General features: G+C 46.5%; 22 protein-coding genes. 3 read left to right on the top strand and 19 right to left on the bottom strand.

Annotated features, from left to right (window positions below; all coding sequences use genetic code 11):
- The 3 genes from REC12_RS16115 to REC12_RS16125 all read right to left on the bottom strand — a co-directional run bounded on the left by REC12_RS16115 (position 1) and on the right by REC12_RS16125 (position 2,914).
- Positions 1-786: an ABC transporter permease gene (locus REC12_RS16115; RefSeq protein ID WP_308896227.1), complete on the bottom strand. Its 786-nt coding sequence runs from the start codon at positions 784-786 to the stop codon at positions 1-3.
- A 197-nt stretch (positions 787-983) separates the two neighbouring features.
- Positions 984-2,087 (bottom strand): NrtA/SsuA/CpmA family ABC transporter substrate-binding protein, encoded by a 1,104-nt coding sequence (locus tag REC12_RS16120; protein ID WP_308896229.1) that lies wholly within the window; start codon positions 2,085-2,087, stop codon positions 984-986.
- Positions 2,088-2,161: 74 nt separating this feature from the next.
- Positions 2,162-2,914 (bottom strand): ABC transporter ATP-binding protein, encoded by a 753-nt coding sequence (locus tag REC12_RS16125; RefSeq protein WP_308896231.1) that lies wholly within the window; start codon positions 2,912-2,914, stop codon positions 2,162-2,164.
- Between the two features lie 356 nt (positions 2,915-3,270).
- Here REC12_RS16125 and REC12_RS16130 point away from each other — a divergent pair, with 356 nt between their 5' ends.
- The gene (locus REC12_RS16130) at positions 3,271-4,173 is read left to right on the top strand and encodes a LysR family transcriptional regulator (protein ID WP_308896233.1); all 903 of its coding nucleotides are present in this window, start codon (positions 3,271-3,273) and stop codon (positions 4,171-4,173) included.
- Here the strand turns inward: REC12_RS16130 and REC12_RS16135 are convergent.
- The 3 genes from REC12_RS16135 to REC12_RS16145 are packed head-to-tail and all read right to left on the bottom strand — an operon-like array spanning position 4,166 to position 7,754.
- Entirely contained in the window at positions 4,166-4,495 is a 330-nt protein-coding gene (locus REC12_RS16135; RefSeq protein ID WP_308896234.1) for a thioredoxin family protein, read from the bottom strand. The two genes, REC12_RS16130 and REC12_RS16135, sit on opposite strands and share 8 nt — an antisense overlap.
- A gap of 2 nt (positions 4,496-4,497) precedes the next feature.
- On the bottom strand, positions 4,498-5,745 hold the full coding sequence (gene trxB / locus REC12_RS16140; protein WP_374214216.1) for a thioredoxin-disulfide reductase: 1,248 nt from the start codon (positions 5,743-5,745) through the stop codon (positions 4,498-4,500).
- 20 nt (positions 5,746-5,765) lie between these two features.
- Positions 5,766-7,754 (bottom strand): alkaline phosphatase family protein, encoded by a 1,989-nt coding sequence (locus tag REC12_RS16145; RefSeq protein WP_308896236.1) that lies wholly within the window; start codon positions 7,752-7,754, stop codon positions 5,766-5,768.
- Positions 7,755-8,190: 436 nt separating this feature from the next.
- On the opposite strand from REC12_RS16145, the gene REC12_RS16150 reads away from it, so the two are divergent.
- Positions 8,191-8,832 carry an MBL fold metallo-hydrolase gene (locus tag REC12_RS16150; RefSeq protein WP_308896238.1) on the top strand — a complete coding sequence of 214 codons (642 nt, stop codon included), beginning with the start codon at positions 8,191-8,193 and terminating at the stop codon, positions 8,830-8,832.
- A 285-nt stretch (positions 8,833-9,117) separates the two neighbouring features.
- Here the strand turns inward: REC12_RS16150 and REC12_RS16155 are convergent, their stop codons facing one another.
- From REC12_RS16155 to REC12_RS16175, 5 genes are all read right to left on the bottom strand, one after another.
- Positions 9,118-9,711, bottom strand: coding sequence for a hypothetical protein (locus tag REC12_RS16155; protein ID WP_308896240.1), 594 nt, complete (start codon positions 9,709-9,711; stop codon positions 9,118-9,120).
- Between the two features lie 469 nt (positions 9,712-10,180).
- On the bottom strand, positions 10,181-11,551 hold the full coding sequence (locus REC12_RS16160; RefSeq protein ID WP_308896242.1) for an MFS transporter: 1,371 nt from the start codon (positions 11,549-11,551) through the stop codon (positions 10,181-10,183).
- Complete coding sequence (locus tag REC12_RS16165) at positions 11,538-12,932, bottom strand: sigma-54-dependent transcriptional regulator (RefSeq protein WP_308896245.1); 1,395 nt, start codon at positions 12,930-12,932, stop codon at positions 11,538-11,540. Before REC12_RS16165 ends, REC12_RS16160 begins: the two co-directional genes overlap by 14 nt.
- Positions 12,925-14,352 carry an ATP-binding protein gene (locus REC12_RS16170; protein ID WP_308896247.1) on the bottom strand — a complete coding sequence of 476 codons (1,428 nt, stop codon included), beginning with the start codon at positions 14,350-14,352 and terminating at the stop codon, positions 12,925-12,927. The genes REC12_RS16165 and REC12_RS16170 overlap by 8 nt, the downstream gene beginning before the upstream one ends.
- Before the next feature lie 228 nt (positions 14,353-14,580).
- A complete protein-coding gene (locus tag REC12_RS16175) occupies positions 14,581-14,979 on the bottom strand; it encodes a PaaI family thioesterase (RefSeq protein ID WP_308896249.1) in 399 nt (132 codons plus the stop codon).
- Positions 14,980-15,409: 430 nt separating this feature from the next.
- On the opposite strand from REC12_RS16175, the gene REC12_RS16180 reads away from it, so the two are divergent.
- On the top strand, positions 15,410-16,324 hold the full coding sequence (locus tag REC12_RS16180; RefSeq protein ID WP_308896251.1) for a LysR family transcriptional regulator: 915 nt from the start codon (positions 15,410-15,412) through the stop codon (positions 16,322-16,324).
- 104 nt (positions 16,325-16,428) lie between these two features.
- Here the strand turns inward: REC12_RS16180 and REC12_RS16185 are convergent, their stop codons facing one another.
- The 8 genes from REC12_RS16185 to REC12_RS16220 all read right to left on the bottom strand — a co-directional run bounded on the left by REC12_RS16185 (position 16,429) and on the right by REC12_RS16220 (position 24,641).
- Positions 16,429-17,148, bottom strand: coding sequence for a M48 family metallopeptidase (locus REC12_RS16185; RefSeq protein WP_308896254.1), 720 nt, complete (start codon positions 17,146-17,148; stop codon positions 16,429-16,431).
- Positions 17,149-17,299: 151 nt separating this feature from the next.
- Entirely contained in the window at positions 17,300-18,841 is a 1,542-nt protein-coding gene (locus REC12_RS16190) for a Na+/H+ antiporter NhaC family protein (RefSeq protein WP_308896256.1), read from the bottom strand.
- Positions 18,842-18,945: 104 nt separating this feature from the next.
- Positions 18,946-19,119: a hypothetical protein gene (locus REC12_RS16195; protein WP_308896258.1), complete on the bottom strand. Its 174-nt coding sequence runs from the start codon at positions 19,117-19,119 to the stop codon at positions 18,946-18,948.
- 161 nt (positions 19,120-19,280) lie between these two features.
- Positions 19,281-20,324, bottom strand: coding sequence for an ATP-binding protein (locus REC12_RS16200; protein ID WP_308896259.1), 1,044 nt, complete (start codon positions 20,322-20,324; stop codon positions 19,281-19,283).
- Positions 20,321-20,995 (bottom strand): response regulator transcription factor, encoded by a 675-nt coding sequence (locus REC12_RS16205; RefSeq protein WP_308896261.1) that lies wholly within the window; start codon positions 20,993-20,995, stop codon positions 20,321-20,323. The genes REC12_RS16200 and REC12_RS16205 overlap by 4 nt, the downstream gene beginning before the upstream one ends.
- Positions 20,996-21,052: 57 nt before the next feature.
- Positions 21,053-21,877, bottom strand: a complete 825-nt coding sequence (locus tag REC12_RS16210) for an alpha/beta fold hydrolase (protein ID WP_308896263.1) — start codon at positions 21,875-21,877, stop codon at positions 21,053-21,055.
- A 91-nt stretch (positions 21,878-21,968) separates the two neighbouring features.
- Positions 21,969-23,750, bottom strand: coding sequence for an ABC transporter ATP-binding protein (locus tag REC12_RS16215; RefSeq protein ID WP_308896265.1), 1,782 nt, complete (start codon positions 23,748-23,750; stop codon positions 21,969-21,971).
- Positions 23,751-24,047: 297 nt separating this feature from the next.
- A complete protein-coding gene (locus REC12_RS16220; RefSeq protein WP_308896267.1) occupies positions 24,048-24,641 on the bottom strand; it encodes an NADPH-dependent FMN reductase in 594 nt (197 codons plus the stop codon).
- Positions 24,642-24,941: the final 300 nt, after the last annotated feature.

Below are 24,941 nucleotides of genomic sequence, written 5' to 3' on the forward strand. Positions count from 1 at the left end.
CTACCTCCTAACTCCAGCAACCAGACGCCGTTCGATTCTGTTGACAATAAAGGCGATCAGCACACCGGTCAGCCCTACCATGAACATGCCCAGGACTACCAGATCAACTCTCATCAGACGTCTTCCCACATTGATGAGATAGCCAAGTCCGGAATCGGCGGCCACGAGTTCGGCGGCTACCAGGCTGGTCCAAGCCCCCGCTAAAGCCACTTGCAAGCCTCCAAAAACCATAGGCAAGGCGGAGGGGATACAAACCTGCCAGAAGATTTCCCAATTGGAAGCGCCATAGGCCCGGGCCATTCTTATAAAGGTTGGATTGGTCAGGCGCACGCCGGTGTAAGAATTGATGACACTCGCCACAAGGGCCGCAAAGAAAATAATAAAGGCTTTGCTCGTCAGCCCTATTCCGAACCAAAAAATAGCTAAGGGAATCCAGGCCACCGGGGGAATGGGACGGATCATTTCAAAAATCGGCCGGGCCAAGCCGTCGACAACCTTAAACCACCCCATGGCTAAGCCTAAAGGAATCCCGATGATCAGGGCACAGACATAGCCCAGCAGCGCTTCTTCCAGACTGACGATAGTATGCCTGATCAACGTTGCCCCTTCCGGATCGACTGCCGTTAACTTGACAAAAAATAACTTTATGACCTGGACAGGGGAGGCTAAGAGGTTATTGGGAACGATCTTGAATTCAATGATCATTTGCCAAAAGACAAAAAAAGCTATTAAACTCAGTAAGGAGATACAAGTCAAGGCTATTTTTCTTATTTCAGGTTTCGTCATAGCTGCCCTCCATCATTCGTTCCTGTTAGAAGATGGGTATACAGGTGATCAACACTTCACAAACGACTGCTAATTGAACTAAGGATTTGAAAAACCAGCGCTTTGCAATAACTATAAACTTTTATTGCTAAAGAAGCGGAAGTGAGTGACAGTCACTTCCACTTCTTTAAACAAAGGTTTAATCTCCATTATCTTGGCTACTTAATTAACCCTTGGCTTTTGCCTAAGTTTTTCAGGAAAGACGTGTTGAGATAGGCAAATTTGACAAGCTGTTCTCTTTCCTGAGGCGTAAATTTACCGCCTGCCGTAAAAGCAGCGCTGGCATCGCTCAGAAGGCTTTCAATTTTGCTGGGACCTTGGGAATCATCAAACCAATCCAACTGGGCTTTAAGGTCATAGGTAAGGTGCTTTTGCATGTCGGTTTGGGCGAGTTTCTCGTCCCAAGTGAGAGCACTCCATTCCTTAAGGTATTTGCTGTATTCCGCGGCCAGAGTCGCTTCATTTTTTTTGAGTTCCACTTCTTTTTTCATATAAGCGTCTAAATACTTTTCCACTAACTCAGGGTGTTGATCGCAGAATTTTTTCGTGGCGACGATAAAAATTACTGCCGGAGCCTTGGCGGTTGAAGCATCGGCGACAACTTTCCAGCCTTTATCAAACCCGGTATAGGTAAAAGGCGACCACATGACTGCCGTATCTCCCTTACCGCTGGAAAAAGCCGAGAGCATTTGCGGCTGCTCCATGTTGGTAATGTGAACATCTTTTTCGCTCAAACCCAAGGCTTTGAGATAATTAATCAGCAATACTTCCCCGGTGGTGACCGTGGAAACAAAAACATCTTTGCCTTTAAGGTCCTGCGGTGTGCCGTAAACATCCGGGTATTGCGGATTGTAGCCTTTAGTCTTTAAAAGCGGACTGTCGGGCCGGGCCAAAATGGCCGTCGCCAGAGATTCGTCATCCGCTATGCCGATGATCTGCAAGTTATATTTTAAAGCGCCTACCATAGCCGGAGCGGGTCCGATCTGGGCAATGTCGAACTGATCCGAGGCCAAAGCCTCTATTTGTTGCGGGCCGGAATCAAAATAGGTCATCTTCAGCTGGAAGCCATTTTTGGCTTGATCCCCCTGGGACAGTTCCCAGGCGGGCCAGGTATCATAAGCACCTTGCAGCGCAGCCCTTATGACCGGAGCGTTTTGGGCTGCTGAATTTGTCGTCGTGGCCGAATTTCCGCAGCCGACAGAAACGAGAGTCACTACGATGATTGTGAAAACAGTTATCGCACCCCTTAACTTTCTGTTCAAACAAATCCCTCCATTCGTTAAATTTTGCACAAAATATCTTTAACTGACCTTATCCTCCTTTCTCTGAATTTTGCTTACCACCACCTAATTAACTCTGTAACCTGTTTTCTCAGTTCTATAAACGATGGATCAAGCGGGTTTCTGGGCCTGGGCAGGTCAACTTTAAGCTCGGATTTTACAGTGGTCGGCTTAGGGCTTAAAATTAGAATCCTTTCCGCCAGATAAACCGCCTCTTCAATGTTATGGGTGACAAAAATAACAGTATTTTTAAATTCTCCCCAAATACGTATCAGTTCATCTTCCAGGTAATAACGCAATTTAACATCGAGCTGACCATAGGGTTCATCCATTAACAGGAGATCCGGGTTCACGGCAAAGGCTCGGGCAACCGCAACTCGTTGTTCCATGCTTGAAGAAATCTGATTGGGATAAAGATCTGCACAATCAGCCAGGCCGACAAGCTTCAACGTTTTTTCCAATCTGCTTTTGGCCTGCTCCTGAGGTATTTTCTTGATCTCCATGCCATAGGCCACATTTTGTCTGACCGTGCGCCAAGGCATACAAGAAGGCTCTTGGAATACAAATGAAATATTATGCCGTTTGGGATCGGCGATTTCACCGTCAATGTAAATGTTTCCCCTGGTTGAGGGCATCAACTTTGATAAAAGATTGAGAAACGTGGTCTTACCGCAGCCTGTAGGGCCAACGATACAGAGAAATTCTCCTTTGCCGACCGTAAAATTGATGTCGTCCAGAACAAGCAAATCGCCGAATTGTTTCGTTAAATTAGTTACAACCACTTTCGGGTTACTGGTTTCAGCGGACAATGGTTTCCCCCCTTTCAGAGCTTAAATAGCCGTGGTTTAAACCTTAATCCCCGAATACGTGCCGGAATTTTCTAAATTTCCGAGCTAAGGGTCGCTCTTTTGAAGGCCCGAACAGGATTGACAGTGCTCAAAGTGCAATGACAGGCATATATACCGGGTATAAGATTTAAAGCAGATATAATTGCAATTCATATGCCAATCATTGACTGTTGGAACTAATTTTATAATCTAATGATTTAGTTGCTTTTCAGGTTTCGATTTCAAGCAGGAGTGTATTCCTAAAAAAGGATTTCGCCCTGATATTGGAGAATAGACAATTGAATTTACCTGAAATAAGGAATCGAGGTTCGCGGAATATGAGGCTAGAACAGTTGATTCATCTGGTAGAGGTTGCTAAGTATAAGTCAATCTCTTTAGCAGCGGAGCATAATTACATCTCGCAGCCGGCTATCAGCTTGTCAATCAGCAAACTCGAAGATGAACTGGGTGCTATCCTCCTAAAACGCACGACTCACGGTGTTTACCCTACGGAAGTAGGAGAAATTATTATTAAAAAAGCTCTGGGAATTCTGGAAGAAATCAAGGACATGAAACAAATTGCCAATTCCTCTACCCTGACCGGCCACGTTTGCGTTGGCATGATCCCCAGCCTGTGCAATAAAATTATTCCTTGCGCCATAGCGGATTTGAAACTGCGCCAACCTAATATTGAAGTGGATTTATTAGAAGAAGAGTCGATTGATATTCTTCAAGGAATTCAGTCCGGCAAACTTGAGATCGGAGGGGTCATTCTCACTCAGGAAATCCAGGGCAAAGATATTTGCAGCGAGGAATTATTCCATGACGAATTTTTAATCTACGTCGGCAAGAAATCCCCGCTGGCGCAAAAAAGATCCGTTTCGTTAAAGGAAGCTCTGAACTATCCCATAGTCGCCTACAACAATGAGTTTCGAAACAACGGGGGGATCTCCAGTATCCTTAAAAACTATACGATCCCGCAAGTCTCTTTCAGATTTTCCAACTTTGAAATCATTAAGCGAGTGATTTCTGAGGGAATGGCCATTTCTTTCTTCCCTAAGTTTATGGCCAAAGATGATACCTACTTCAAAAGCGGTGAAGTGATCCCGATTGACATCAATGATGTTAAATTAGACATGACGGTCGGATTAATTTGGTCCAAGCGCTTTCCCATTTCTTTAGCAGCTCAGGAATTTGTCAAGACGCTTAAACTTGCCTGCCACAATACGCTCCTTACGTAAATTGATCAATCATCTCCAGGAGCTCTTCCCGGGTGTGCAGACCTCCAAGCTTACACTTAACTTCACCCTGGCTGATCAGCAGCAAATTAGGTATTCCCTTTAAGCGAAAACGCTGGAACAAGGGTTTATTCTCGTCGACATCAACCCAGAACCCCTTGATTTTGCCGTTATAGTGAGACAGAGTTTCTTCAACTGTCGGCAGCAGCTCTTTGCAGACATGGCATCTTGCGGCGCCAAAGAAAACCAGGGACGGTATGCTGCTGTCGAAAGTTGCTTTGTCAAATTCGCCGGCAGAAATACCGCTTAACAGGTCTTGAGCCACAACTATCCCTCCTCTCCCACACTTAAGTATTTTAGCAGCAGTTGTCGGTAGCCAGGTGAGCCTGCCTGCTCAGGATCGCTTGGGAGTTCCCGGCAAACCTCTCCCTTGTGCAGCAGCAGGACTGCCGGAGCCGTCTGAACGTTATATTTCTGGGCAATCCCTTGCTTGCGGGACATATCCACTTTTGCCAGGCGAATCTTATCGTCTAATTCAGAGGCAATCCCTTCCAGCAAAGACAACAACTTGAGAGCCTGTTCGTCGCCCGGATACCAAAAGAAGAGCAATACGGGCTTGGGGGAGTTTAAGATCTGAGCTTGAAAATCCGCCTCTTCTGCGAGATACCTTTCTGCGGCAACAGCGGCTATAGCCCCGTCACTTGCCGCCGTAATCACTTGGCGCAAATATTTGGCCCTGACATCCCCGGCAGCATAAACCCCTTTGAGCGATGTTTCCATCAGATCGTTGGTAAGAATATAACCTGCTTCATCTTCAGCCACTTGCTTTTTTAGGAATTCGGTCTGAGGAACTCCGCCTACATAGATAAACACACCGTTAGTCTTAAAACGGGTCGTACTGTTGGTTTTTAAATTTTTTATAGTTACGGACTCGACATCCTCATGACCTTCGATTTCTGTTAGAACCGAATGCCAAAGGAATTCGATGCTTGGATTTTGAAAGGCTTTTTCTGCGCTTACTTTATTGCAATCGACATGCCCTTCATCATGGATGACGATGACAGTGACCCTGCTCGCATACTTAGCAATGAAGACGGCTTCTTCCAGGGCCGCATCCCCACTGCCAACCACTACGACCTGCTCATTCTCAAAAAACTCCGCATCACAGGTGGCGCAATAGGAAACCCCTCTGCCTCTGAATTTCTTTTCTCCGGGAATATTTAAGGAGCGGGGCTGGGAGCCGGCGGCCAGGATGACAGCTTTTGCTGTCATCCGGCTGCCTTTCTTCGTCCAAAGATTTTTCCTTTCACCCTCCAATTCGAGCTTCGTCACTTCATCTTTAATAATTTCCGCTCCGAATCTTTGCGCGTGGTCCGACATGGCCTTCATCAATTCCGGTCCGCCGCTATTCTCCAAAAAACCGGGGAAATTGGCTATTTCCCGCGTGGCAGAAGCCTGCCCGCCCAATGCGGCTTTCTCAATAATCGCTGTTTTCAGCTTTGCTCTGGACCCATAAATTCCCGCGGTAAGTCCTGCCGGGCCACCGCCAACAATGACAAGATCGTATTCCATCATTTGTCCCCCATTACTCGCCTCTATCCTTCCAAAGCCTGGTAAATTACGCCGCCTTCAACATTCGCAGGCATCGGCGCTCCGGCCAAATGGCAGATGGTCGGCACAATGTCAACCACCCGGACGGTCCTGTTGTCAAGAGCATGACCCTTTTTAACCCCGGCCCCTGCCATCATAAACAGGCATTTGCAGGAATAGCCGTTCAAGGTTTGATTGCTGAAGCCATTGCCATGCGTCCGGCTGAAATCGTCTTCCAGAACGTACAGTATATCCCCGCAGTATGGACCGCCCAAGCCCAAGGCCTCCATATCGGTCTTGTTCAAGGCGACTTTGATGATTCTGCGGCCGGTCTTGGGATCGCGATAACTATACAAATCAGAAATAATAGCCCGAACCAATTCTTCGTATTCCTCCGGTTCGACGATTCCCTGAGGATCACGGCCTTTAAGGTTGACATAAATGTACATGGCTCTTTGAGCGACAGCCCGGCTGTTTTCCCAGTCGATTTGCAGTCCGCCGTTGACCTCTTGCAAATTTGTGTAGCCCAGCTCAGACATAACCCCGACGTTCATCCCCCACATGTCGCCGATCAAGGGATACTCATACCCCGCTTTCCGCGTGATGGCGGCATGATCGGAAGCTATCACCACTGCAGTGTTTTCATCGACATGTTTGAGTAATTCACCGACGTAATGATCACTTATTTCATACATCTGCGCAATTAGGCCAATGTAGCGTTCGTAATCAGGGGAATTTTGCGCCAAAGTATAATCAATGTAGTAGTGATTAAGCATATCAATGCCGTGAATATGGCTGTAGACCAAATCCCAATCTTTGTTTGTCAGCAAGTAAGCAAAGGCAGCCTCGTGCCATTGGTAATAATCCGCCATAGATTCAATGACTATCGTATCCGCAATTACATTATGGCGGTCATAATTCGAGGGCTGCAGCATCGGGCCTACATTTTCCACAAGCTCGGCGCATAGTTCAGGCGGATAAAAATATTTGTCCCCTTGCAGATCTTGAGCAAAGGAATAGTAAAATTCCAGACTGCTGCCCTCCGGATTTAGTTTTGTGACCTTGATTTTATAGGCAACAGGCCGTTTCTCACCATTGATTAAATAGGTGTCAAAAATAAACTTGCTCCATTCATTCACTCGTGCTTCACCGATGGGCCGCTCGTCATTTTTCGTGACATAAATCTGAAGCTTATTATAGGTTTGGCCATCCTCGGCAATAATTAAGCCGAAACGCCTTGCCAGCCCATTGTTTACCGGCAGAACGACCTCTTTGGCTCCCTGGGGGGCGTTTTTCCAACCCGCTGCAGGCTTAATCGGCGTCATGACCTTATCGCATTTGGCCGCATCCGCTTCTTCTTCACTGCCACCCTCTTCGGTTACAAGTCCGGGTGCCGAATAGCCAAATCCCTCAAGTTTTTTAATCTGGGCCTGCTGAGTGCTAACCTCTCCTTCAACCCGACAGTCGGTGCCGCTGTTATCCACTTGGTGGGGAATTTCCTCAATGGGAAAATCTCCTGCCACACAAGTAAAATATTTTTCATAATCGTTGTAACCGCGCAGATTGGTAAAGATACTGGTCCCGTCGATAAAGATTGAATTTTTACCCCGGGGAGGCCAGGAAGTGGGGTAATTCATCATAATACTCTTTTTTCCGGCTCTTTCGAAAGCCTCCCAGATGAATTCTGCCTGGCACAGGTTGGAATCCCAGCCATAGTCAAGAATATCTAAAGGATTTCCCGGGGTATGGTTCCAAAAGCAGGTGATTCCATGAGTCTTGGGCCAAGCGCCGGTGGCCAGTGAAGCCCAATTAGGAGGGGTAATTGTGGGCAAAGCGCCTTGCATTCCATAATCGGACGTTGTAGTGCCCATTTCCGCAATTTTTTTAAAATTGGGGAGCCTTCCTTCGGCAATAAACCTTTTGATAAGCACCGGATCGGCACCGTCAAGTCCAATAAAGATTACTTTTTGGGCTTTTCCAAGGGATAATGACATTTTTCTTCCTCCTTTATCTTAAAAAATATTTAATGAGCTTAAAGTTTAAAAAGATGATAACAATTAAATCTAAAAAATATAATTTAAATTAATTTTTTAGATCAAATATTATCTTTTATATTAATCATGATACTACAAAGCAAACTTAGTGTAAAATTGCACGAATTTATAGGGGATATAAATCTCAGACTTTCAAGTTGAAGCCAAAAATTCTGCCGGAGCTATGGAATTGGAACCATTTCTTCAGCTGCTGCTCCTTTCCCATTGTGGAAGGAGCTTTCTATCCTGAGATCAGAAAAACTTTTATAGCATAGACTTCATAAAATGCTAGTCTCAGCAGGCGTTGACAGCTAGTTTGCGGCTCGCTAAAATTATCTGAGACACACTTTGACTGCCCATACCCGTATTTTCTAATTCCAAAGATGAGGTGAGAAAATTGAATATCCGTTGGCTGGGCCACTCATGTTTCCTCTTTACTAACCAGGAGGGGCTAAAGATTGTCACCGATCCATTTAACGAGAAAGTCGGCTACCCTCTGCCCCACGTCGAAACAGACGTTGTCACCGTAAGTCACCATCACTCTGATCACGACTGTGTTCAAGCCCTTTTGGGAAAACCTCAAGTTGTCGACAGTGAAGGTACCTGCAACATCTCCGGTCTGTCAATCCAAGGCACAACAACATTCCACGACACTGAACAAGGTGCCAAACGAGGCAAGAATATCCTCTTTTCTTTCGAGCTGGACGGTCTGCGAATTGCCCATTTAGGGGACCTCGGACATCTTCTGACCCCGGATCAGCTTGCCGGCATTGGGCATGTTGACATTGCCTGTGTTCCGGTGGGCGGCTTTTATACCCTCGACGCGGAACAAGCTTACCAAGTAGTACAACAGCTTAATCCCAAAATTGTTTTGCCCATGCACTATAAACTGGACAAGACAATTCCTCTGCCCATTGAGGGAATTGACAATTTTCTGACACGTTTTACCAAGGTTACAAAGGCAAAAACTCTGGACATAACTTCGGCCTCCTTGCCCCAGACTCAGGAGGTTGTCGTTTTAGAACTCTTTACAGACTGAAGTATCTAAATTACAATCCACAAAATGGCTGTACTTATATAAAAGGGGCTATTGCAAAACGAATATTTATCTGTTGACTTAGCCGCTCTAAGACTCCCGCTTCGGCAAGCGGTGAGTTAGGAGCGGATTAGTCAGCGGATAAGGGCGACTAAGATTCAGATGGAGTTAAAACTCCACCTGAATCTTAGTCTTCTTTATAAGTTTTCATAAATAAAACCATACATAAACGTGGACTTTAGCCACTATTTATGCATGGTTTTTGTTCTGTTAAGGGCTTTTTTGCATTTACATTATGGGGGTTTCCTCCAAATTAGGGGAAATATCCGAATAAATGGGCTGAACGCTATTAATATCTTTTCCTTTTGTTCTTTGCTCTGTCGTTTTATTCGTCGGTTGCAAGTAGTTATTTTGGGGCATAACATCAAATAGGGAATCAGCACCCAACTTTGCTGCTGTCAAAGTTGAAGTTAAACCAAACGCGGCATTCGCTAAAATGTAAGAGAGATTGCTTTTAGCATCTTTGGGCTTAATTTTGTTGGAAGCAAAACCGCTGAGCAGGGCAGTTATCATGGCTCCAAAAGTAACTCCAAAGAAGATGCCTTTCGGGACTAATTTGTCTCGTCCATATTTCGATAAAATTGCCACAACGCTTACTCCCCCAACCATACTTAAACCCAAGTTCATTAAGGCTCCCAGAAACTGTCCCGTCCACTTTTGTGACTCTCTGCGCGAAGATACCCATACCCCTGCGGCAGTTGACCAATAGGAGCGTTGGGAAATTTTCATTTTAGATGCCATGGTGTCAATAAGATTCTGAGCTAAAAAACCAACGGCACCAGAAACTATACCGAGATAAATTCTATCGTTTATCTTTCTCATAAATTAATCACTCCTTTTCAGTAATAATTCCCATAACAACGGTATAAATACTGGAAAGTTTATGCTGCCCTAGCAATTCAGCCCGGCAAAGGATTGCCCTTCGTTTCCCTGGCCCAAAAGAGCGTGACGATTCCCGGTTGCGGCCATAATTCTGCCGAATGTATAAAAAGGACCGTCCCCATTGTAAAAAGATGTCTTCTCTTTTTGGAGTACGGCAAATATGATATGCTATGATCCAAGTTATTCCAACAGGGATATTTTATTAAAAGAATTAAAGTTCTATTCGGAGCAAGATGGGGGAAGAACTTGGGAAGAAGTGAAAATCTAACAAAAGAGGAGATAAGGTTTATTACCCTATCTCCTCTTTTGTTAGAATCAAACTCTAAAGCTACCAATATTGTACTCCCGGATAGTTGTCAGTAAGCTAAATTCATTACAGCTCCCCAAGGCTGCCCAGTCCGCTTGCAATTCAGTCCGGCAAGGGCTTGCCTTTCGTTTCTCTGGCCCAAATAAGCGTAATAATCCCGACAATATAAATCAGGGACACCGCTGCAACCGCTTTAGCGTAGGAGCCGAAACTATTGACCAGAAAGCCGGTCAAGAGCGGACCGGTCGCGGCCAAAATCCTGCCGAAATTAAAGCAAAATCCCTGGCCGGTAGCCCGCAGCCGCGTGGGGTAAAGTTCAGCCAGATAAATCGGAAATCCTGAGAAAATACCGTTGTTAAAAAAGCCCAGCACCGGCAGGAGCAAAAGCAGGGTTGCATAGTTGGTGACATTATAAAAAATATAGGGCGCCAGCAAGATGCTTCCCAGGAAAAAAAACAAGAACGTCGGTTTGCGTCCGATCCGGTCGGCCAGCGGCCCAAACAGCACATAGCCTAAGATAGCTCCGATATTGAGGGCCATGATAGCATAACTTTTATAATTAGAGATAATATCCTCGGAAGTCTGATGTACGCGCAGCAATTCCTCAACAAAGGTAGGAGTCCAGTTTGTCACAGCCCAGAGTCCAAAGGTGGCGGAAAAGGCCAAAAGCGTGCCCACGATCGTATCCCGTCTCAGCTCCGGCCAAAATATCTGTTTGAGCGTTAAGACCGTAAGATTCTTGCTTGCACCTTCAGGCTGATTGCCCAATAATTTGAGATTTTCCCGTTCTTTCTGAATGAGCAGCCATTTTTCAGGTTCACTTACCTTTTCACGGACAAAGGCTGCAAACAAGGCGGGAAAAATCCCAATCATCAGGACGGCGCGCCAGGGTGTAAATTGGTGGCCCGTAGCCCAGGGGACGATCAGCAAATTGACAATTGCCGCCAGGAAAAACCCTGCTCCCCAGGCGCTTTGCATAAAGCTCAGAACTTTGGAACGATCCTGATCCGCAAAAGATTCCGCGACTAAGGCCGAGCCGGCAGCCCATTCTCCCCCGATGCCCAGGGCCGTCAGGAAACGAAACAAAGCCAGCTGTTCCCAGCTTTGAGACAAGGCCGCCACTCCCGTAAAAACGGCGTAAAAGAGAATGGATATGGCCAGAGTTCTGCTGCGGCCGAAATAATCGGCGAGAGTGCCGAAAAGGGTCCCCCCCAAGGCCCAGCCGACAAGGAAAATGGCTAAGATGATCCCCCCGCGGGAGGCCACATCGGCCTTGGAAGCCGAATAGCCCAGTAAATCCTGCAAGGACGAAGGCATAACCATAGCATAAATGGTTGAATCCATGGAATCGAATACCCAGCCGATCCAGGCAGCCAAAAGGACCAATCCCTGTTGGCGGGTAATCGCTTCAGAAAACCAATAGCGCGTCTTTTGCCGGAAATATCCCGCCTGCTGTCCGTTATTCTTGTTCATAGCTATTCTCTCGATTCTCTAAGCCGTATTCTTCGATTTTATATTGCAAAGCACGTCTGCTGATGTCCAACAGTTTCGCTGTCTGGAGTTTATTTCCTCCGGTTTTCTGCAAGGTTTGGGCAATAACTTCTTTCTCCAGGGATTTAACCATGGAACGCAAGGTTTCTTGTTTCGTCCCTGTTTCCGTGCCATAAGCCTTCTGGCTGCTGAGCACTTCCTCCGGCAGGTCCTCGACCAGAATAACCCGTCCTTTGCTCATAACCAGCGCATGTTCCAGCATATTTTCCAGTTCACGTACATTCCCCGGCCAATCATAAGCCTGCAGGACATTGAGCACTTCTTTGGAGATGGTTTTCGGTTCTATGCCCAATTTCCCGCAGAACTTATCCCGGAAATAGGCCGCTAAGAGCGGGATGTCTTCTTTTCTTTCCCGCAAAGGGGGGATAAGGATGGAAACAACGTTCAAACGATAGAATAAATCTGCCCGAAAGCTCTTATCCTGAATGCTTTGGCGCAGGTTTTTATTGGTTGCCGCAATGATCCGAACATCAACAACTATTTTTTCATTGCCGCCGACCCGCTCAAATTCCCTTTCCTGCAAAGCCCGCAGGAGCTTAACCTGCAAAGAGGGACTCATTTCTCCGATTTCATCGAGAAATATCGTTCCTCCGTCGGCCAGTTCCAATTTCCCTATTTTTTGCTGGTGTGCCCCAGTGAAAGCTCCCTTTTCATGTCCGAAAAATTCGCTTTCCAAAATTCCTTCAGGGATAGCGCCGCAGTTGACGGTAACAAAAGGCTTGTTTTTGCGGTTGCTGTATTGATGAATTGTGCGCGCCACTAATTCCTTGCCGGTTCCGCTCTCCCCCTGGACTAAAACAGACGAATCGCTGGCGCTGACCCGGCCGATCGTCTTAAATACTTCCTGCATTAAGGGGCTGGAACCGACAAAAGCCTTAATATGGCGATTGGGAGCTTTGACAGGAGCATCCTGAAGATCAGCGTTTTCCAAGCATGAAGAAAATACCTTTTCTACAGCCATTTTTACTTCGGATACATCAAACGGTTTGGTCAAATAATCGAAAGCTCCCAGGCGCATAGTTTCCAGCGTCGTTTCCACCGTGCTGTAAGCCGTAATCATGATAATAGGCAAACTCGGATAGTCAATCCGCAAGGCCTTAAAAGCTTCCATACCGTCCAGTTTCGGCATGCGAATATCCATGATCAAAAGATCGAAGGCCTGTTTCTTAATTTGAGCAAGGACTTCTTCCCCGTTGCAAGCAGTTTCCACTGCATAGTCCATTTTCGTTAACACCCGGCGGATTAAATTGCGGACGCTTTCTTCGTCATCAGCGACTAAAATAGACCCCTTAACTTCAGCCATCAAGGATGCCCCCTTGCTTCAGCGGTAAAATGAGTTTGAATTCTGTCCCAACATTGATTTCACTGCGTACTTCGATCCTTCCGCCATGAAGTTCCATTAATTGATGAGCGATAGCTAAGCCCAGGCCGGTACCGTTTTCGCGGGTTGTAAAAAAAGGGTCGAAGAGCTTATCAAGGGTTCCTGCCGCAATCCCCACGCCGGAATCAAGAATGCTGACGGAAACATTGGACTCTGCGCACTGAGTGGTAATCTTGATCGTGCCCTGTCCGGGAATAGCTTGACTGGCATTCAGCAACAAATTGAGTAAAATTTGTTTGAACTGTTCCTTATCCACTTCTGCCTGGACATTATCCGCATAGTCTTTCTGCACCAGGATTCGCCGCTTGAAGGATGGAGTTCCGACTAAGGCCAAGGTTTCTTCAAGCACTTCATTGAGATTTGCCGCTTCAAAACGACTGGCGGAGGGTCTGGCAAAGTCTAAAAGCCCCTGCACAATTTTGTCCAGGCGGTTTACTTCTTTGACAATGACTCCCGTATACTCCCGTTTAGGATCAGCAGGCTCCAACTCATCCTCCAGGACCTGGGAATAGCCTTTAACGGCTGTGAGGGGATTGCGTATCTCGTGGGCAATGCCCGCCGCCAATTCGCCCAGACCCGCCAGGCGATTAGCCCGCAGGACCTGGGCTTCTAAAAGACGCTTTTCACGCAGATCAATCATGATCGCCAGCACTCCTATTAGCTCCTCATGGAAATCATGCATCCGCGAGGTGGAAACCGCGACAGCCAGGGAATTCCCATCAGGCCGCAAAAGGATTTCTTCCTTGGCCAAAACAGGCTCGCAATCAGCCAAGGTTGCAGCGATTAAATGGCCAATGGGCAGCGTTAATTCCGGGTCGGAATACTTCTTGCCCAAAGCCTTTTCCTGGGAAATGCCGGTTAAAATTGAGGCCGCAGGGTTAAACAAAATAATCTTGCCATTTTTATCCACAGTAATAATTCCGTTGGGACTGCTTTTCAGCAAAGCATCCCGATGACTGCGGGTTTCCCGGAGCTTCTCCGCCAATTGGTTAATTGAGGCAACTATTTCCCCTAAAATGCCCCGTTGAGGAAGCAAAATAAGGTTGGTGTCATGGCTTAAAGCATCAAGCCCTTGCTTTATTTTATTAACGGAACCGGACAATTCGCTGGTAAAAATCCCCGCTCCCGACAGACTAACGACTGTCCCGATAATTAGAATATAAATAATGTTTTCCCGCAGGTGGGATATTTCCGTCCGTTCGAGGCTAAGAGCATACCCTGTTTGCAGGGCTTGGGATTGTAAGGCTTTCTCCGCGGCTTCCATCGTCACAAAACCGGTGATGACAATGGGGGTGACGACAAGCAAGAAAATTGAAAGAATCAGGTATGCACGGAATTTCATTGCCTTCCCCCCATCATAAGTCTCTAGTCTAATAATTCGTCTGACTTGTCTAAATTCCTGCAACATTTGAATAATTAAACATCAGCACTGAGGAAAAGTCCCTAACTAAAAGAGATTTACAAGCAAAAAGCGCTCTCCTATCACTATCAATGTGAGATTGAGAACGCTTATGCTTTCTTATTCCTTAGGCCGCCCCGTCTATAATCCTTGAGATCAAAGCCTTTAAGTTCAATCCAGGGCATCCTTTTTTCTATAGGCCATACCGGTAAACCTGGCTATCAAGGCCGCTGATTCATCAAAGACGTCAACGTTATAATTTAAAATCTTCTTGCTGCCGGAAATTTCTTCAGCTTCAGCAAACAGCATTTTCCCTTTAGGAGGCTGGAAAAAGGAAATATTAGCGTTGATCCCCAGAGAAATTTGCCCGTAGGAATTGGCGGCCGCCGCAAAGGCGAAATCCGCCAAGGTAAATATAACTCCGCCTTGGACGATATTGACGGCATTTAAATGCTGTTCGCCGATTTCCAGGGACGCCTTGGCATAACCTGGTCCTACTTCAACCAGCTTTATCCCTACCAGCGCCGCAAATCTATCATTTTTAAAATAATTCATAAGATTACTCGTCATAATGTTCCTCCTGTTCTAAATACAGTTTCATTGCAATCGTTTCAGTTTTCCACAAAAGTTGACACATTCCTCCAACTAAATCAGTATTTTCTTTTTAAGAACAGCTAAAGTGCGTTAAATTTATAAGTCAAGCATTGCCTGAAGCAAAGTTATCTTATATAATTTAAAGCATCACGAATCATTGAATGAGAAGTTAACTCTAACAAAAAACTGAAGTGCCGCCAACACTCCAGTTCTGAGTTACCAATGCCATTCTGATTTGCTCTGAAAACTGAGCGTCTAGCTCCTTGCCGGGGTTGGGCTGCTCAGTTTTGCATTTTTAATCAAGCCCCTCCAAGAATTAAATCCAGCCCTTCCATAAGTAAAACATATAATTGAAGTCTTTACTATGACATAAATAGATATTAAACTGAATTTGGAGGTGTTTATAATGGATATCCGACATCTGGAATATTTCGTAGAAGTTGCCCGTCAGAAAAGTTTTAGCAAGGCCGCCCTTATAAGCCACGTGTCCCAATCAGCCATCAGCAAAATGATAAAAGATTTAGAAACGGAATTAGGTACTTCTCTGTTTAACCGCAATTCTAAATATGTCCAATTAACCGACACCGGCGTCATCTTTTTTGAACAAGCACAGCAAGTTGTCGACATGTTTCAGAATCTCACGACTGAATTTGAAACTAAGGTCAAAATGGAAAAAGGCAAAATTTCCATCGGTTTGCTGCCCATAACCAGCTCCACTATCTTTGCGGAGTTATTGGGAGAATTTAAAAAGAAATACCCGCTGATCGAAATTAATCTGGCGGAATACGGTTCCAAAAAAGTAGCCCAGGCCATTAATGACGGAACCTTAGATGCCGGAGTTGTTTGCATAGTACCGGATCATCAATATTATGACTCCCTTTCTTTTTCCCAAGACCCTCTCTTTGTGATCATCTCTGCGCAGAATCCTTTAAGCCAGTTTCCTGCCATTGAGCTGGCCTCTCTGACCAACGAATCCTTTGTTTTATACAGTAAAGATTTCAGTCTTCATGATGAAATTATCAATCAGTGCAGAAGTGTAGGTTTTTCTCCGAACGTTATTTTCGAGACCTCACAGCTGGAGCTGATGACTCAGATGGTGGCCGCTAATTTGGGCATTGCTTTTCTCCCCAGCGCGGTATGCAAAGAACTGGACACTGAGCGTATTGTTTCTGTTCCCTTAACAGAGCCACAAATCATCCACAGTATGTCCATAATCTGGAAAAGAGGCCGTTCCATGTCTCACGCCGCACGTTTGTGGCTTGACTTTGCCGAGAATTACTTTACCGCCGCTGAACAGTCTCACAAAAGCCTTAGAACTTAAACATAATTTCTGATAGCTTAAACAGCCAAGCGGCGGCAAGTCCTCAGGACTGACCGCCGCTTGGCTGTTTTGCTGTTTGGCCGGGGTTGCCGAGGCAAACCTGTTCAGAGCACTAATTCTTGCCCATGGTCCTTCAGCCACTTTTTCCAAGTCGGATATTCCGGCATAAACGCCCGTACCCGCTGCCAGAATCGCTCCGAATGATTGGGATGCGTCAGATGCGCCAGTTCATGAATAACCAGATAATCAATGACTTCTTCCGGGGCCATAATGATTCGCCAATTTAAATTTAAATTTCCCCGAGTAGAACAACTCCCCCACCTTGTCTTCTGATCTTTCAGCCGAAACTCCTGATAAATGACTTGCATACGCTGCGCCTGTTCATCAAGCTTATGCTTGAGTACCTTGCGCGCCTGAACCTTATACCAGGCCATAACAGCGCCCGGAACATCGGCCGAACCTTGAACTTCAGCTAAATCCTGGGGCAAATCCACTCTGAGAATCAAGCCCTCCAAGCTTACCCGAATTGAGCGCTGGGCGTATCGTCTGAGACGAAGTTCTAAAACCTGCCCCCGGTAAGGAAAGTGTTCGCCGTCAAGATATTGCCTTGAGGAACGAACCTGCTTTTGGCGGCTTTCCAGCCAGTGGGTTAAAATCCACTCCTGCTTGGCCAGCAATAGTTCTTTAAGCTGTTTGGCCGACACATGTTTAGGCGCGGAAATTCGGACACGATCATCCAAGATGCTTAGGGTAACCCTGCGATACCCTTTACTTCGGCGTTCTTCACAGGGAATAATTTCATCGTTAATCTTCAGGTGATCCACCGGAAGACTCCTCCTCACAAACCTCCGGGTGTTTATCTTATATCATTTTATATCATTGGAATCCGTTCGCTTAAGGTTGCGCTCATATTGGCCGGGTATGTCAGTCAGCAGTCAACTTCACCGGCAGCACTCGTCCGGCAAGCAAAAAACCTCAGGCTCCCCGGTAAAACCACCCCACCAGGCCATAGATCACCGTGCACACGGCCGCGACCATAAGTCCCAAACGCAGTTTCAGCTTAGCGTAATCCATCACCGGAATTTTCATTACGGTTGCCATAGCCACGGTATTGTCACTTAGGGGAGAGACAAACCCTCCGAAAGTACCGCTGGCGAACACAGCCCCTGCGATGAGAGGCAAAGCGGCATGTTCCGTGGTCGCCAGAGAAAACCCCAAGGGCAGCAAGATACCCCAGGTGCCAAAGGTTGAACCGATGACATAAGAAAGCAGGCAACCCAGAACAAAAAATGCCGGTGCTATCAAGGCGGCCGGTACCAAACTTCCTACGGTCCGTTCCGTATAAGTCACAAAGCCAAGATCCGTGGAAACTGCCGAGACCGCCCAGACAAACACTAAAAGAACGTTAACCGCCATCATCTCATTGCCGCCTTGCAAAAAACCGAAAAGCGTGCGCTGGATCGGCTGTTCTTGAAAGGCATACCAGACAAAGGAGACTATCAAGGTGGTTAACAAGGCTTCCAACATTGCTTTGGCCGCGTTAGCCTGGATTAAAGCCCCCAACAAGCCGGAAGCATGCAAGTGACCGTCCCACCAGGTAAAAAACAGCGTTAAGCTCAATAAAAGGGCGAGGGGGACAATGAGATTGAGAGCGTTGGGAGCAACTTTCTCAGCAACCAGTTCAACGGGGTCCGGATAAATCTCGGATTCACGCTTGACCTTGTTTTTTCTTGTCAACATTGGCGGATGTATGGCCAATTCCATGGAGGTTTCGCCATAGGCCAACTGGGCCGAACCCAGGGCTCTCATTTTAGCGAGAGATTCGACAGGCTGAGAGGCGGGCTCGCCTTCTTTTGCCTGAGCTTTATCGGGTTTCGTTTTCCGAAAGGAATAAAGAAAGGCAAAGACCAGCATCGCCAAAGAGAAAAAGTTAAAGGGGATACTCAATAAAAACAGATTATAAGGAGGCGTTACAACCCCCTGGTGCCGGCTCACCGTGCTCAAAAGGCCAATGGAATAGCCAATAAACACAGTGCCCAAGGGCATAATCGCACACAAAGGTGTTGCCGTCGCATCAACAACAAAGGCGACTTTATCGACGGGAACTTTAAGCCGTGAAAACACCTGTTTCATCACCGGACCTACGGTAATAATCCGAAAATCCGGGGCCATAAAGGTGAGGAGAGAAGAAAGCCAGGTTACTATAAAAGCTCCCCGCCCCGAGTGGATTTTCTCTTCCATAAGGCGGGCAAAACCACTGACTCCCCCGGTAACACGCACCAAACCGACAAAAGCTCCAAAACCGTACATAAAGACAATCAGACGCAGATTATCGGAAATCGCCAGTTCTTTCAAAATATACTGCAAGGCGGTATCAATCCCCCCAAAAGGCGTGGGACTGAGCATATACGCTCCGATAAACAAACCGACAACTAACCCCGGCAGAACCTGTCTTGTGAATAAGGCAAGCGGAATTACAACCAGAAACGGCAATAACGACCAGACGGTTCCATGCATTTAGGAGTCCCCTTTCAACATAGGCTATTTTTTTAATATCCCGCGCTGAAAGGGAATCTATGCAGCTTAACTATACTTCAAACCAAGGGTCAAGGTTAAGCTGTTTACTTTACCATGACAGTTTGCAGTATGGGCAAGCCAAAATGTATAAGTGCGGCAATCACGGCTATGGTAATAGCCAATTTGAATAACTTTTTGAGGACAAAGCCGACAGCAGCAATCCCCAGAACGACAAGCAAAATATTTTTTAAACCGAGAGCGGCAATTAGGGCCCCCATGTTTCTCCTCCTTTATGGCCGCACTGCCATATTTTAGCGCGGTCTGAATTCATTTAGACAAATTCTTTGCTTTTAATCTTTATTTTGTCTTAACTTTAATATTCTACCTCGCCTTAAAATTCCCTGCCGCTTATTTTAATTTGAGCTCACCGCTATATCTTCTAAGAAATGGGCAAAAACACTTTAAAAGCCGTCCCCTCGCCCGGCTTACTATTCACCTCAATCGTCCCCTGATGCAGGTCGACAATCTTTTTCACGATGGCAAGTCCTAAACCGCTGCCGCTTTGGGAACGGTTTCGCGACTTATCCGCTTTATAAAAACGTTCGAATATATGCGCCTGATCTTCAGCGCTGAGACCAATCCCCGTATCCGCTATGCGGACAACGGTCTCACTTTCCTCTTTCTTGATACAAACACTGATTGATCCCTCTCTGGGCGTGAATTTAATGCTGTTGTTAATTAAGTTGACCCACACCTGGCTCATTAGCTCCTCGTCGGCCACTATGGAGGCTTCCTCAAGATCGATATCGAGCACAAGCGCCTTCTCCACCCACTGAGGCTCACAGGCCAAAACGATTTTCCGCAGCTGTTTGTCCAAACGGTAGCGTTTTAACTCAAAAGGATGGTGCTCCGATTCCAGGGAGGTAAGCTTCAATAAATTCTCACTTAATTTAGCCAGTCTTAGGCTCTCCGTCTCAATAATCTCCAGATAATGCAGGCGTTTTTCCCTGCTTAAATTGTCATCTTTCAAACCTTTGGCAAAGCCGCTGATGGAAGTAAGGGGAGACTGAAGTTCGTGGGAGACATTGGATATAAACTCCTGGCGCATTTGCTCGATCTGGCTTAATTCCCCCGCCATATGGTTGATACTCTCGACAATTTCACTGTAGGGATGATTGCGCTGTCCGAGGCTGAGGTTAATGTTAAAGTCCCCCTTGGCAATTCGTCGCAAAGCATCAATAATCGGTTGAAACACGGCACTTTGCTTAGGACGATTAATCATGCCAATGACAAATATAATATTGCCAAAGCAGAAGAAACCGAGCAGAGAGTTGAGCAGCTGTCGCACAAAGGCGGAGGGGTTTATACCTATGAGTTTATAAATGAAAAGGGTTGCGAAAAAAGCGGCTGACCAGCAAAGGCATAAGGCAATCAGAACGGCAAGGATTCCCGCCGCAGCTTGCAGCGGCCAGCGCTTTTTCATGAGTGCACCTCCAAGCGGTAACCCAGTCCCCGTATTGTGGTAATTTTAAAAGCATACAGGTCTTCCGGAAAGCGCTCGCGCAGGCGTTTAATATGAACGTCAACCGTCCGTTCGTCCCCTTCATAGTCGTAGCCCCAGAGATCTTCGATCAATTGCTCCCGGGCAAAGGTTTTGCCGGGATAACTGGCTAGTTTGAAAAGAAGTTCAAACTCCTTCAGAGGCAGCGTGAGCATTTCATGGCCGCTGAATATCTCATGGGTTTGGCGATTGAGCAGGAGTTCCCCGATTTGTACTTTCTGAGAGGCAGAGATGCGGTAGCGTTTCAGTAAAGCCTTCACTCTGGCGATCAGTTCCAAAGGATCGAAGGGCTTGACGAGGTAATCGTCGGTACCAAGCTCGAACCCTTTCACTTTTTGAGCTGTTTCTCCTTTGGCCGTCAGCATGAGCAAAGGAAGGTCATAATGCTCCCGCAACTCCCGGCAGAGCTCCCAACCGTCCATGTGCGGCATCATGATATCCAGAATGACCAGATCTATTTTAAGTTTTTCAAGCAAGGTGAGAGCTTCCAGACCGTCAGCGGCTTCATAAACCTTGAATCCCTCCTTTTCCAAAAAGAGGCACACCAATTCCCGAATATGCGGGTCGTCATCGACCATCAGCAGTTTCGTCAATTTACTTCATCCCCTATAAGATTCCGTCCCAACTTCGGAGGTTATTTAATAACTGGTTCAAGCCTGGCCGGCCAGGATTTCCCGCAGCTTTGCAGCGAATTCCCGGGGGGCCGTTACATAACCGATATGATTTCCGGGGAACTCCACAAGTTTTGTTCCCAGATAGTCCGCCAGAGCGGCTGAACAATGATAAGGGAAGAATTCCCTTGAGGTACGGCCACCGGCGGGCAGGATCTGTGACGTTACAGTTTTCAAAATTGCCGGATCAAGGATGTAGCGGCGGATTCCCGGAGCTTCCCGGGCTAAAAAGTACTCCAGATTGAGACCAAGCCAGGCCAGTTGTTCCGCGCTCAATTGCTGGGACTGGTCATTCATGCCCATACCCAAGGCTGAGTTGAATTTCATAAAAGCCGGGATCGCCCCTTCGCTGTGATAGTGTTCTTCCAAACTCCCCAGGATTTTCTGGGCCTGAACCCTTTCAGCTTCGGGCAGGATTTGGAGCAAAGGAGGCTCGTGGGGAATCAGCGTCCGTACTTGCCCGGGATAGCGGGCGGTCAGATCAAGTCCGATGACAGCGCCGGAACTGCTGCCAAAGACATAGGCCGGCTCGGCAGTCAGGGCGGCTAACAAGCGGTGAGCATCGTCGCTCTGGGTCTCTATACTATAAGCCTCTGTCAAGTCCTCAAGCTTACTGCGCGAATGTCCCCGGCGATCATAAGTTACGACCGTATAGTCTTCGGCAAGCCGGCTGACGATACCGTGGTAGACGTCAGCGTTGCCATTTCCTCCGTGAATTAACAAAAGTAGGGGGCCTGAACCGCAGACCTTATAATAGAGTTTCGCTCCGAGCACTTGTAATGTTCGGTTGGCTGTCTCACTCATGGTAGTTCTCCCTTTCGCTTGTTTGGTTTATTAAAACGTTTTATTAACTAAATCTCGTATTCTTCTTGAGGATTTAATTTTATCACGACGGTCAGATTGCTTCTTTGAGACGCAATTGATGGGCGGCAAATTCGCGGTAAAGCCGGTGGGTTTGGAGAAGCTGCTCGTGAGTTCCGCTTCCCGTTATCCTGCCCTTTTCGATGAACAGAATTTTATCGGCATCAACGACTGTGGAAAGGCGATGAGCGATCACCAGAGTTGTCCGGCCTTTCATGAGGTTTTCCAAAGCTTTTTGCACAGCGATTTCCGACTTGCTGTCGAGACTGGAAGTAGCTTCGTCAAGCATCAAAATTTTAGGGTCCCTTAACAAGGCCCGGGCAATGGCAATTCTCTGACGCTGGCCGCCCGACAATTTGATTCCCCTCTCCCCGACTTCGGTTTCATATTGCTCGGGAAGTTCAGCAATAAAGCCATCGGCATAAGCCATTTTAGCGGCACGCTCCAGCTCTTGGTCACTGATCTCTCTTGCTAGTCCGTAACAAAGGTTTTGGCGAATAGTACCGGCAATCAGCGGACTTTCCTGAGACACATAGCCAATCTGGCTCCGCCAAGATTGCAGCGAAAATTTGTCAATGGAGTCCTGACCCAGCTTTATCGTTCCCTGTTGCGGTTGATAAAATCGTTCCAGAAGAGAAAACAGTGTTGTTTTGCCGCCGCCGCTGGGTCCGACAATGGCGGTGACCTTACCGGGTTCTATAGTGAAATTCAAGCCTTTGAGAACCTCTTCTTCGCTTTCATAACCAAAGGACACATTTTCCAGAGAAATCGCCTGATTGGTATACTGCAGCCGGATTCCCGCCTCTTGCTCCTCTTCGGAATGACCCAGGGTTGCGATGATCCTTTCCGTCGCTCCCATAGCCTTTTGAAATTGAGTAAAGAAGGTCGTGATCTGGCCCATGGGCATCACAATTTGAATGAGATACAAAATGAAAGCGACCAGTCCCCCCGAGGTCAGAGCTCCTGAAGAGACCCTCATTCCGCCGTAGCCGATAATAATCACCAGGAACACCATCAAGACGAAGGACATGAGCGGAGAAATTAAAGCCTGAACTTTAGCTTCTTTTAGGCCGAATTGCAAAAGATTGCCGATTCCTTTCCTGCCGTTGCTGTACTCCTTAGGTTCGGCGTTGGAAACCTTCACCAAGCGAATCTCCGCTAAAACCTGAGTGATAACCGCCGTAAAGCGAGCCGTTTCGTCCTGTGTCCCCTTGGAAATTTTATGCATCTGCCGCCCCAGGGGCACCAAGACGAGAACTAACAAAGGGACAGCAATCAACATTGCTAAGGTCATTCTCCAGTCGAGGTAGAGAAGAATCACAATCGAGCCAATAATAGAGATCATACCGTTAAAAAAATTCGTTAAATTCTCAGTGATCAGACCCTTGACCACCCCGGTATCATTGGTCATGCGGCTGATCGTCTCTCCGCTTAAGCTGTTATCATAATAGGATACGGGTAAAACCAGCAGTTTTTTCCACAATCGGTCTCTTAAGGCGGCAACGACATTTTGGCCCGCATAATTTAATAAATAAATGGAAAGCCCGCCGGCAATTGCCTGAGTGATAAAGACAAGGACTAAAGTGACAATTTGCGTTCGGTTTATGGAATTCAAGGAAAAACTGTCCACAAGGTTTTTGGTAAACAAGGGAACGATGAGCCCGGCACAGGTCGTGGCGACACTCATTAAAATTGCTATACTCAACAGCAATTTAGGCGGCTTGGTTTGCCTAAGCAGGTTAATAAAGGAACGCCAATCACCAGTTTTGGGCGCATTAGGGGAAGTCGTTGCAATTTGTGATCCTTCGTGAGACATTCAGCTCTCTCCTTTTCTTTTCAGTATAGTTCCTAAGCAAGAGATCTTTTCAACGAGATGAACTATACTCTGCTTTTATGAACTGAATATGAACAAAAACAAAAGTCGTCAGAGAATTATTGCCTTTTAGCTTAATTAAGCCATAATGTTCAAGATTTATGTAAGCAAATTTAATTCGGTGAGCTTATTTTAAGTTTATTGTGTTTTATTATCAAGAAAAATGCCGGCAACACAAAAGCACGAAGGTTTGCTATCCCTTCGTGCTCAACGTGCCTGATCTATTTGAGTCATTAACCCTTAGCGTGCATAGGACAGGCCATTTGCCGCATTGGGGGCTACTGGCCCTTCCTGGGCTTTGTCAACCAAGGCCTGCAAAAGTTTGGCAATGGACTTTTTGGTTAAATCATCTGTCAGTTTTCCCTCTTGGTTAAATTTTTTATCGGCACTCGTTATCAGGACCTTGGGGTTCGTTAAGTTTTTCAGCCCCACGCTGCCGCAAACCTGTCGCAGATGGTACTGAACGTGCGCTCCCCCCAAGGCACCTGAGGTAGCCGTCATGATGGCCAAAGATTTGCCGCTCAAAGGCAATTCAGTCCCCCGTGAGGCCCAATCTAAAGCATTTTTCAACACCGGAGGTATGGAATAATTATATTCCGGTGTTGATATTAAAAAGGCATCAGCCGCTGCCAATTTCTCTTTAAAGTCTGCAACAATTTGAGGCACCCCTTGAACCTCAAGATCTTCATTAAAAAACGGTATCGACGATAAGTCCAGGATTTCCATTTCTGCACTTTCAGGAAGTAACTCTGCAGCCGCGCGCAAAGCGGCCTTGTTGTAAGACTTTTCACGTAGGCTTCCAGCAAAACCAAGCACTTTAATTTTTTTAGTCACCAAAAGCAGCACCCCCCATAAATTTTACCCCTTCTCTAAAGCTGAACAGCGTAAGCGAAAGAGTTAGTGGTCCGACCCTCAATTCCATATTCTTTATACATTCCACATTTGTAATACTTTTCCTTCCAGGATAGTCACTAATAGTCCGATAATAAAAAATAATCCGATAATAACAAATAAATATAGTGATTTTTTTTAACATTCAAATTTATAGGTCTCTGACCTTAGAATTAAGGTCTGCCGACAAAAAAATTGAGCCTTTCTCTGCTTTGAACAGGAAAGGCTCCAAAAAAAGCATTA

The sequence above is a fragment of the Candidatus Desulfosporosinus nitrosoreducens genome (assembly GCF_030954495.1).
In the GTDB taxonomy this organism is placed as follows: Bacteria; Bacillota; Desulfitobacteriia; order Desulfitobacteriales; family Desulfitobacteriaceae; genus Desulfosporosinus; species Desulfosporosinus nitrosoreducens.

Coding starts and splice junctions, on each gene's coding strand:
- REC12_RS16160 (WP_308896242.1), bottom strand. CDS start 11,551: ATGAACAAGAATAACGGACAGCAGGCGGGATATTTCCGGCAAAAGACG.
- REC12_RS16215 (WP_308896265.1), bottom strand. CDS start 23,750: ATGTCTCACGAAGGATCACAAATTGCAACGACTTCCCCTAATGCGCCC.
- REC12_RS16165 (WP_308896245.1), bottom strand. CDS start 12,932: ATGGCTGAAGTTAAGGGGTCTATTTTAGTCGCTGATGACGAAGAAAGC.
- REC12_RS16115 (WP_308896227.1), bottom strand. CDS start 786: ATGACGAAACCTGAAATAAGAAAAATAGCCTTGACTTGTATCTCCTTA.
- REC12_RS16210 (WP_308896263.1), bottom strand. CDS start 21,877: ATGAGTGAGACAGCCAACCGAACATTACAAGTGCTCGGAGCGAAACTC.
- REC12_RS16175 (WP_308896249.1), bottom strand. CDS start 14,979: ATGACGAGTAATCTTATGAATTATTTTAAAAATGATAGATTTGCGGCG.
- REC12_RS16190 (WP_308896256.1), bottom strand. CDS start 18,841: ATGCATGGAACCGTCTGGTCGTTATTGCCGTTTCTGGTTGTAATTCCG.
- REC12_RS16195 (WP_308896258.1), bottom strand. CDS start 19,119: ATGGGGGCCCTAATTGCCGCTCTCGGTTTAAAAAATATTTTGCTTGTC.
- trxB (WP_374214216.1), bottom strand. CDS start 5,745: ATGATGGAATACGATCTTGTCATTGTTGGCGGTGGCCCGGCAGGACTT.
- REC12_RS16180 (WP_308896251.1), top strand. CDS start 15,410: ATGGATATCCGACATCTGGAATATTTCGTAGAAGTTGCCCGTCAGAAA.
- REC12_RS16155 (WP_308896240.1), bottom strand. CDS start 9,711: ATGAGAAAGATAAACGATAGAATTTATCTCGGTATAGTTTCTGGTGCC.
- REC12_RS16145 (WP_308896236.1), bottom strand. CDS start 7,754: ATGTCATTATCCCTTGGAAAAGCCCAAAAAGTAATCTTTATTGGACTT.
- REC12_RS16170 (WP_308896247.1), bottom strand. CDS start 14,352: ATGAAATTCCGTGCATACCTGATTCTTTCAATTTTCTTGCTTGTCGTC.
- REC12_RS16130 (WP_308896233.1), top strand. CDS start 3,271: ATGAGGCTAGAACAGTTGATTCATCTGGTAGAGGTTGCTAAGTATAAG.
- REC12_RS16200 (WP_308896259.1), bottom strand. CDS start 20,324: ATGAAAAAGCGCTGGCCGCTGCAAGCTGCGGCGGGAATCCTTGCCGTT.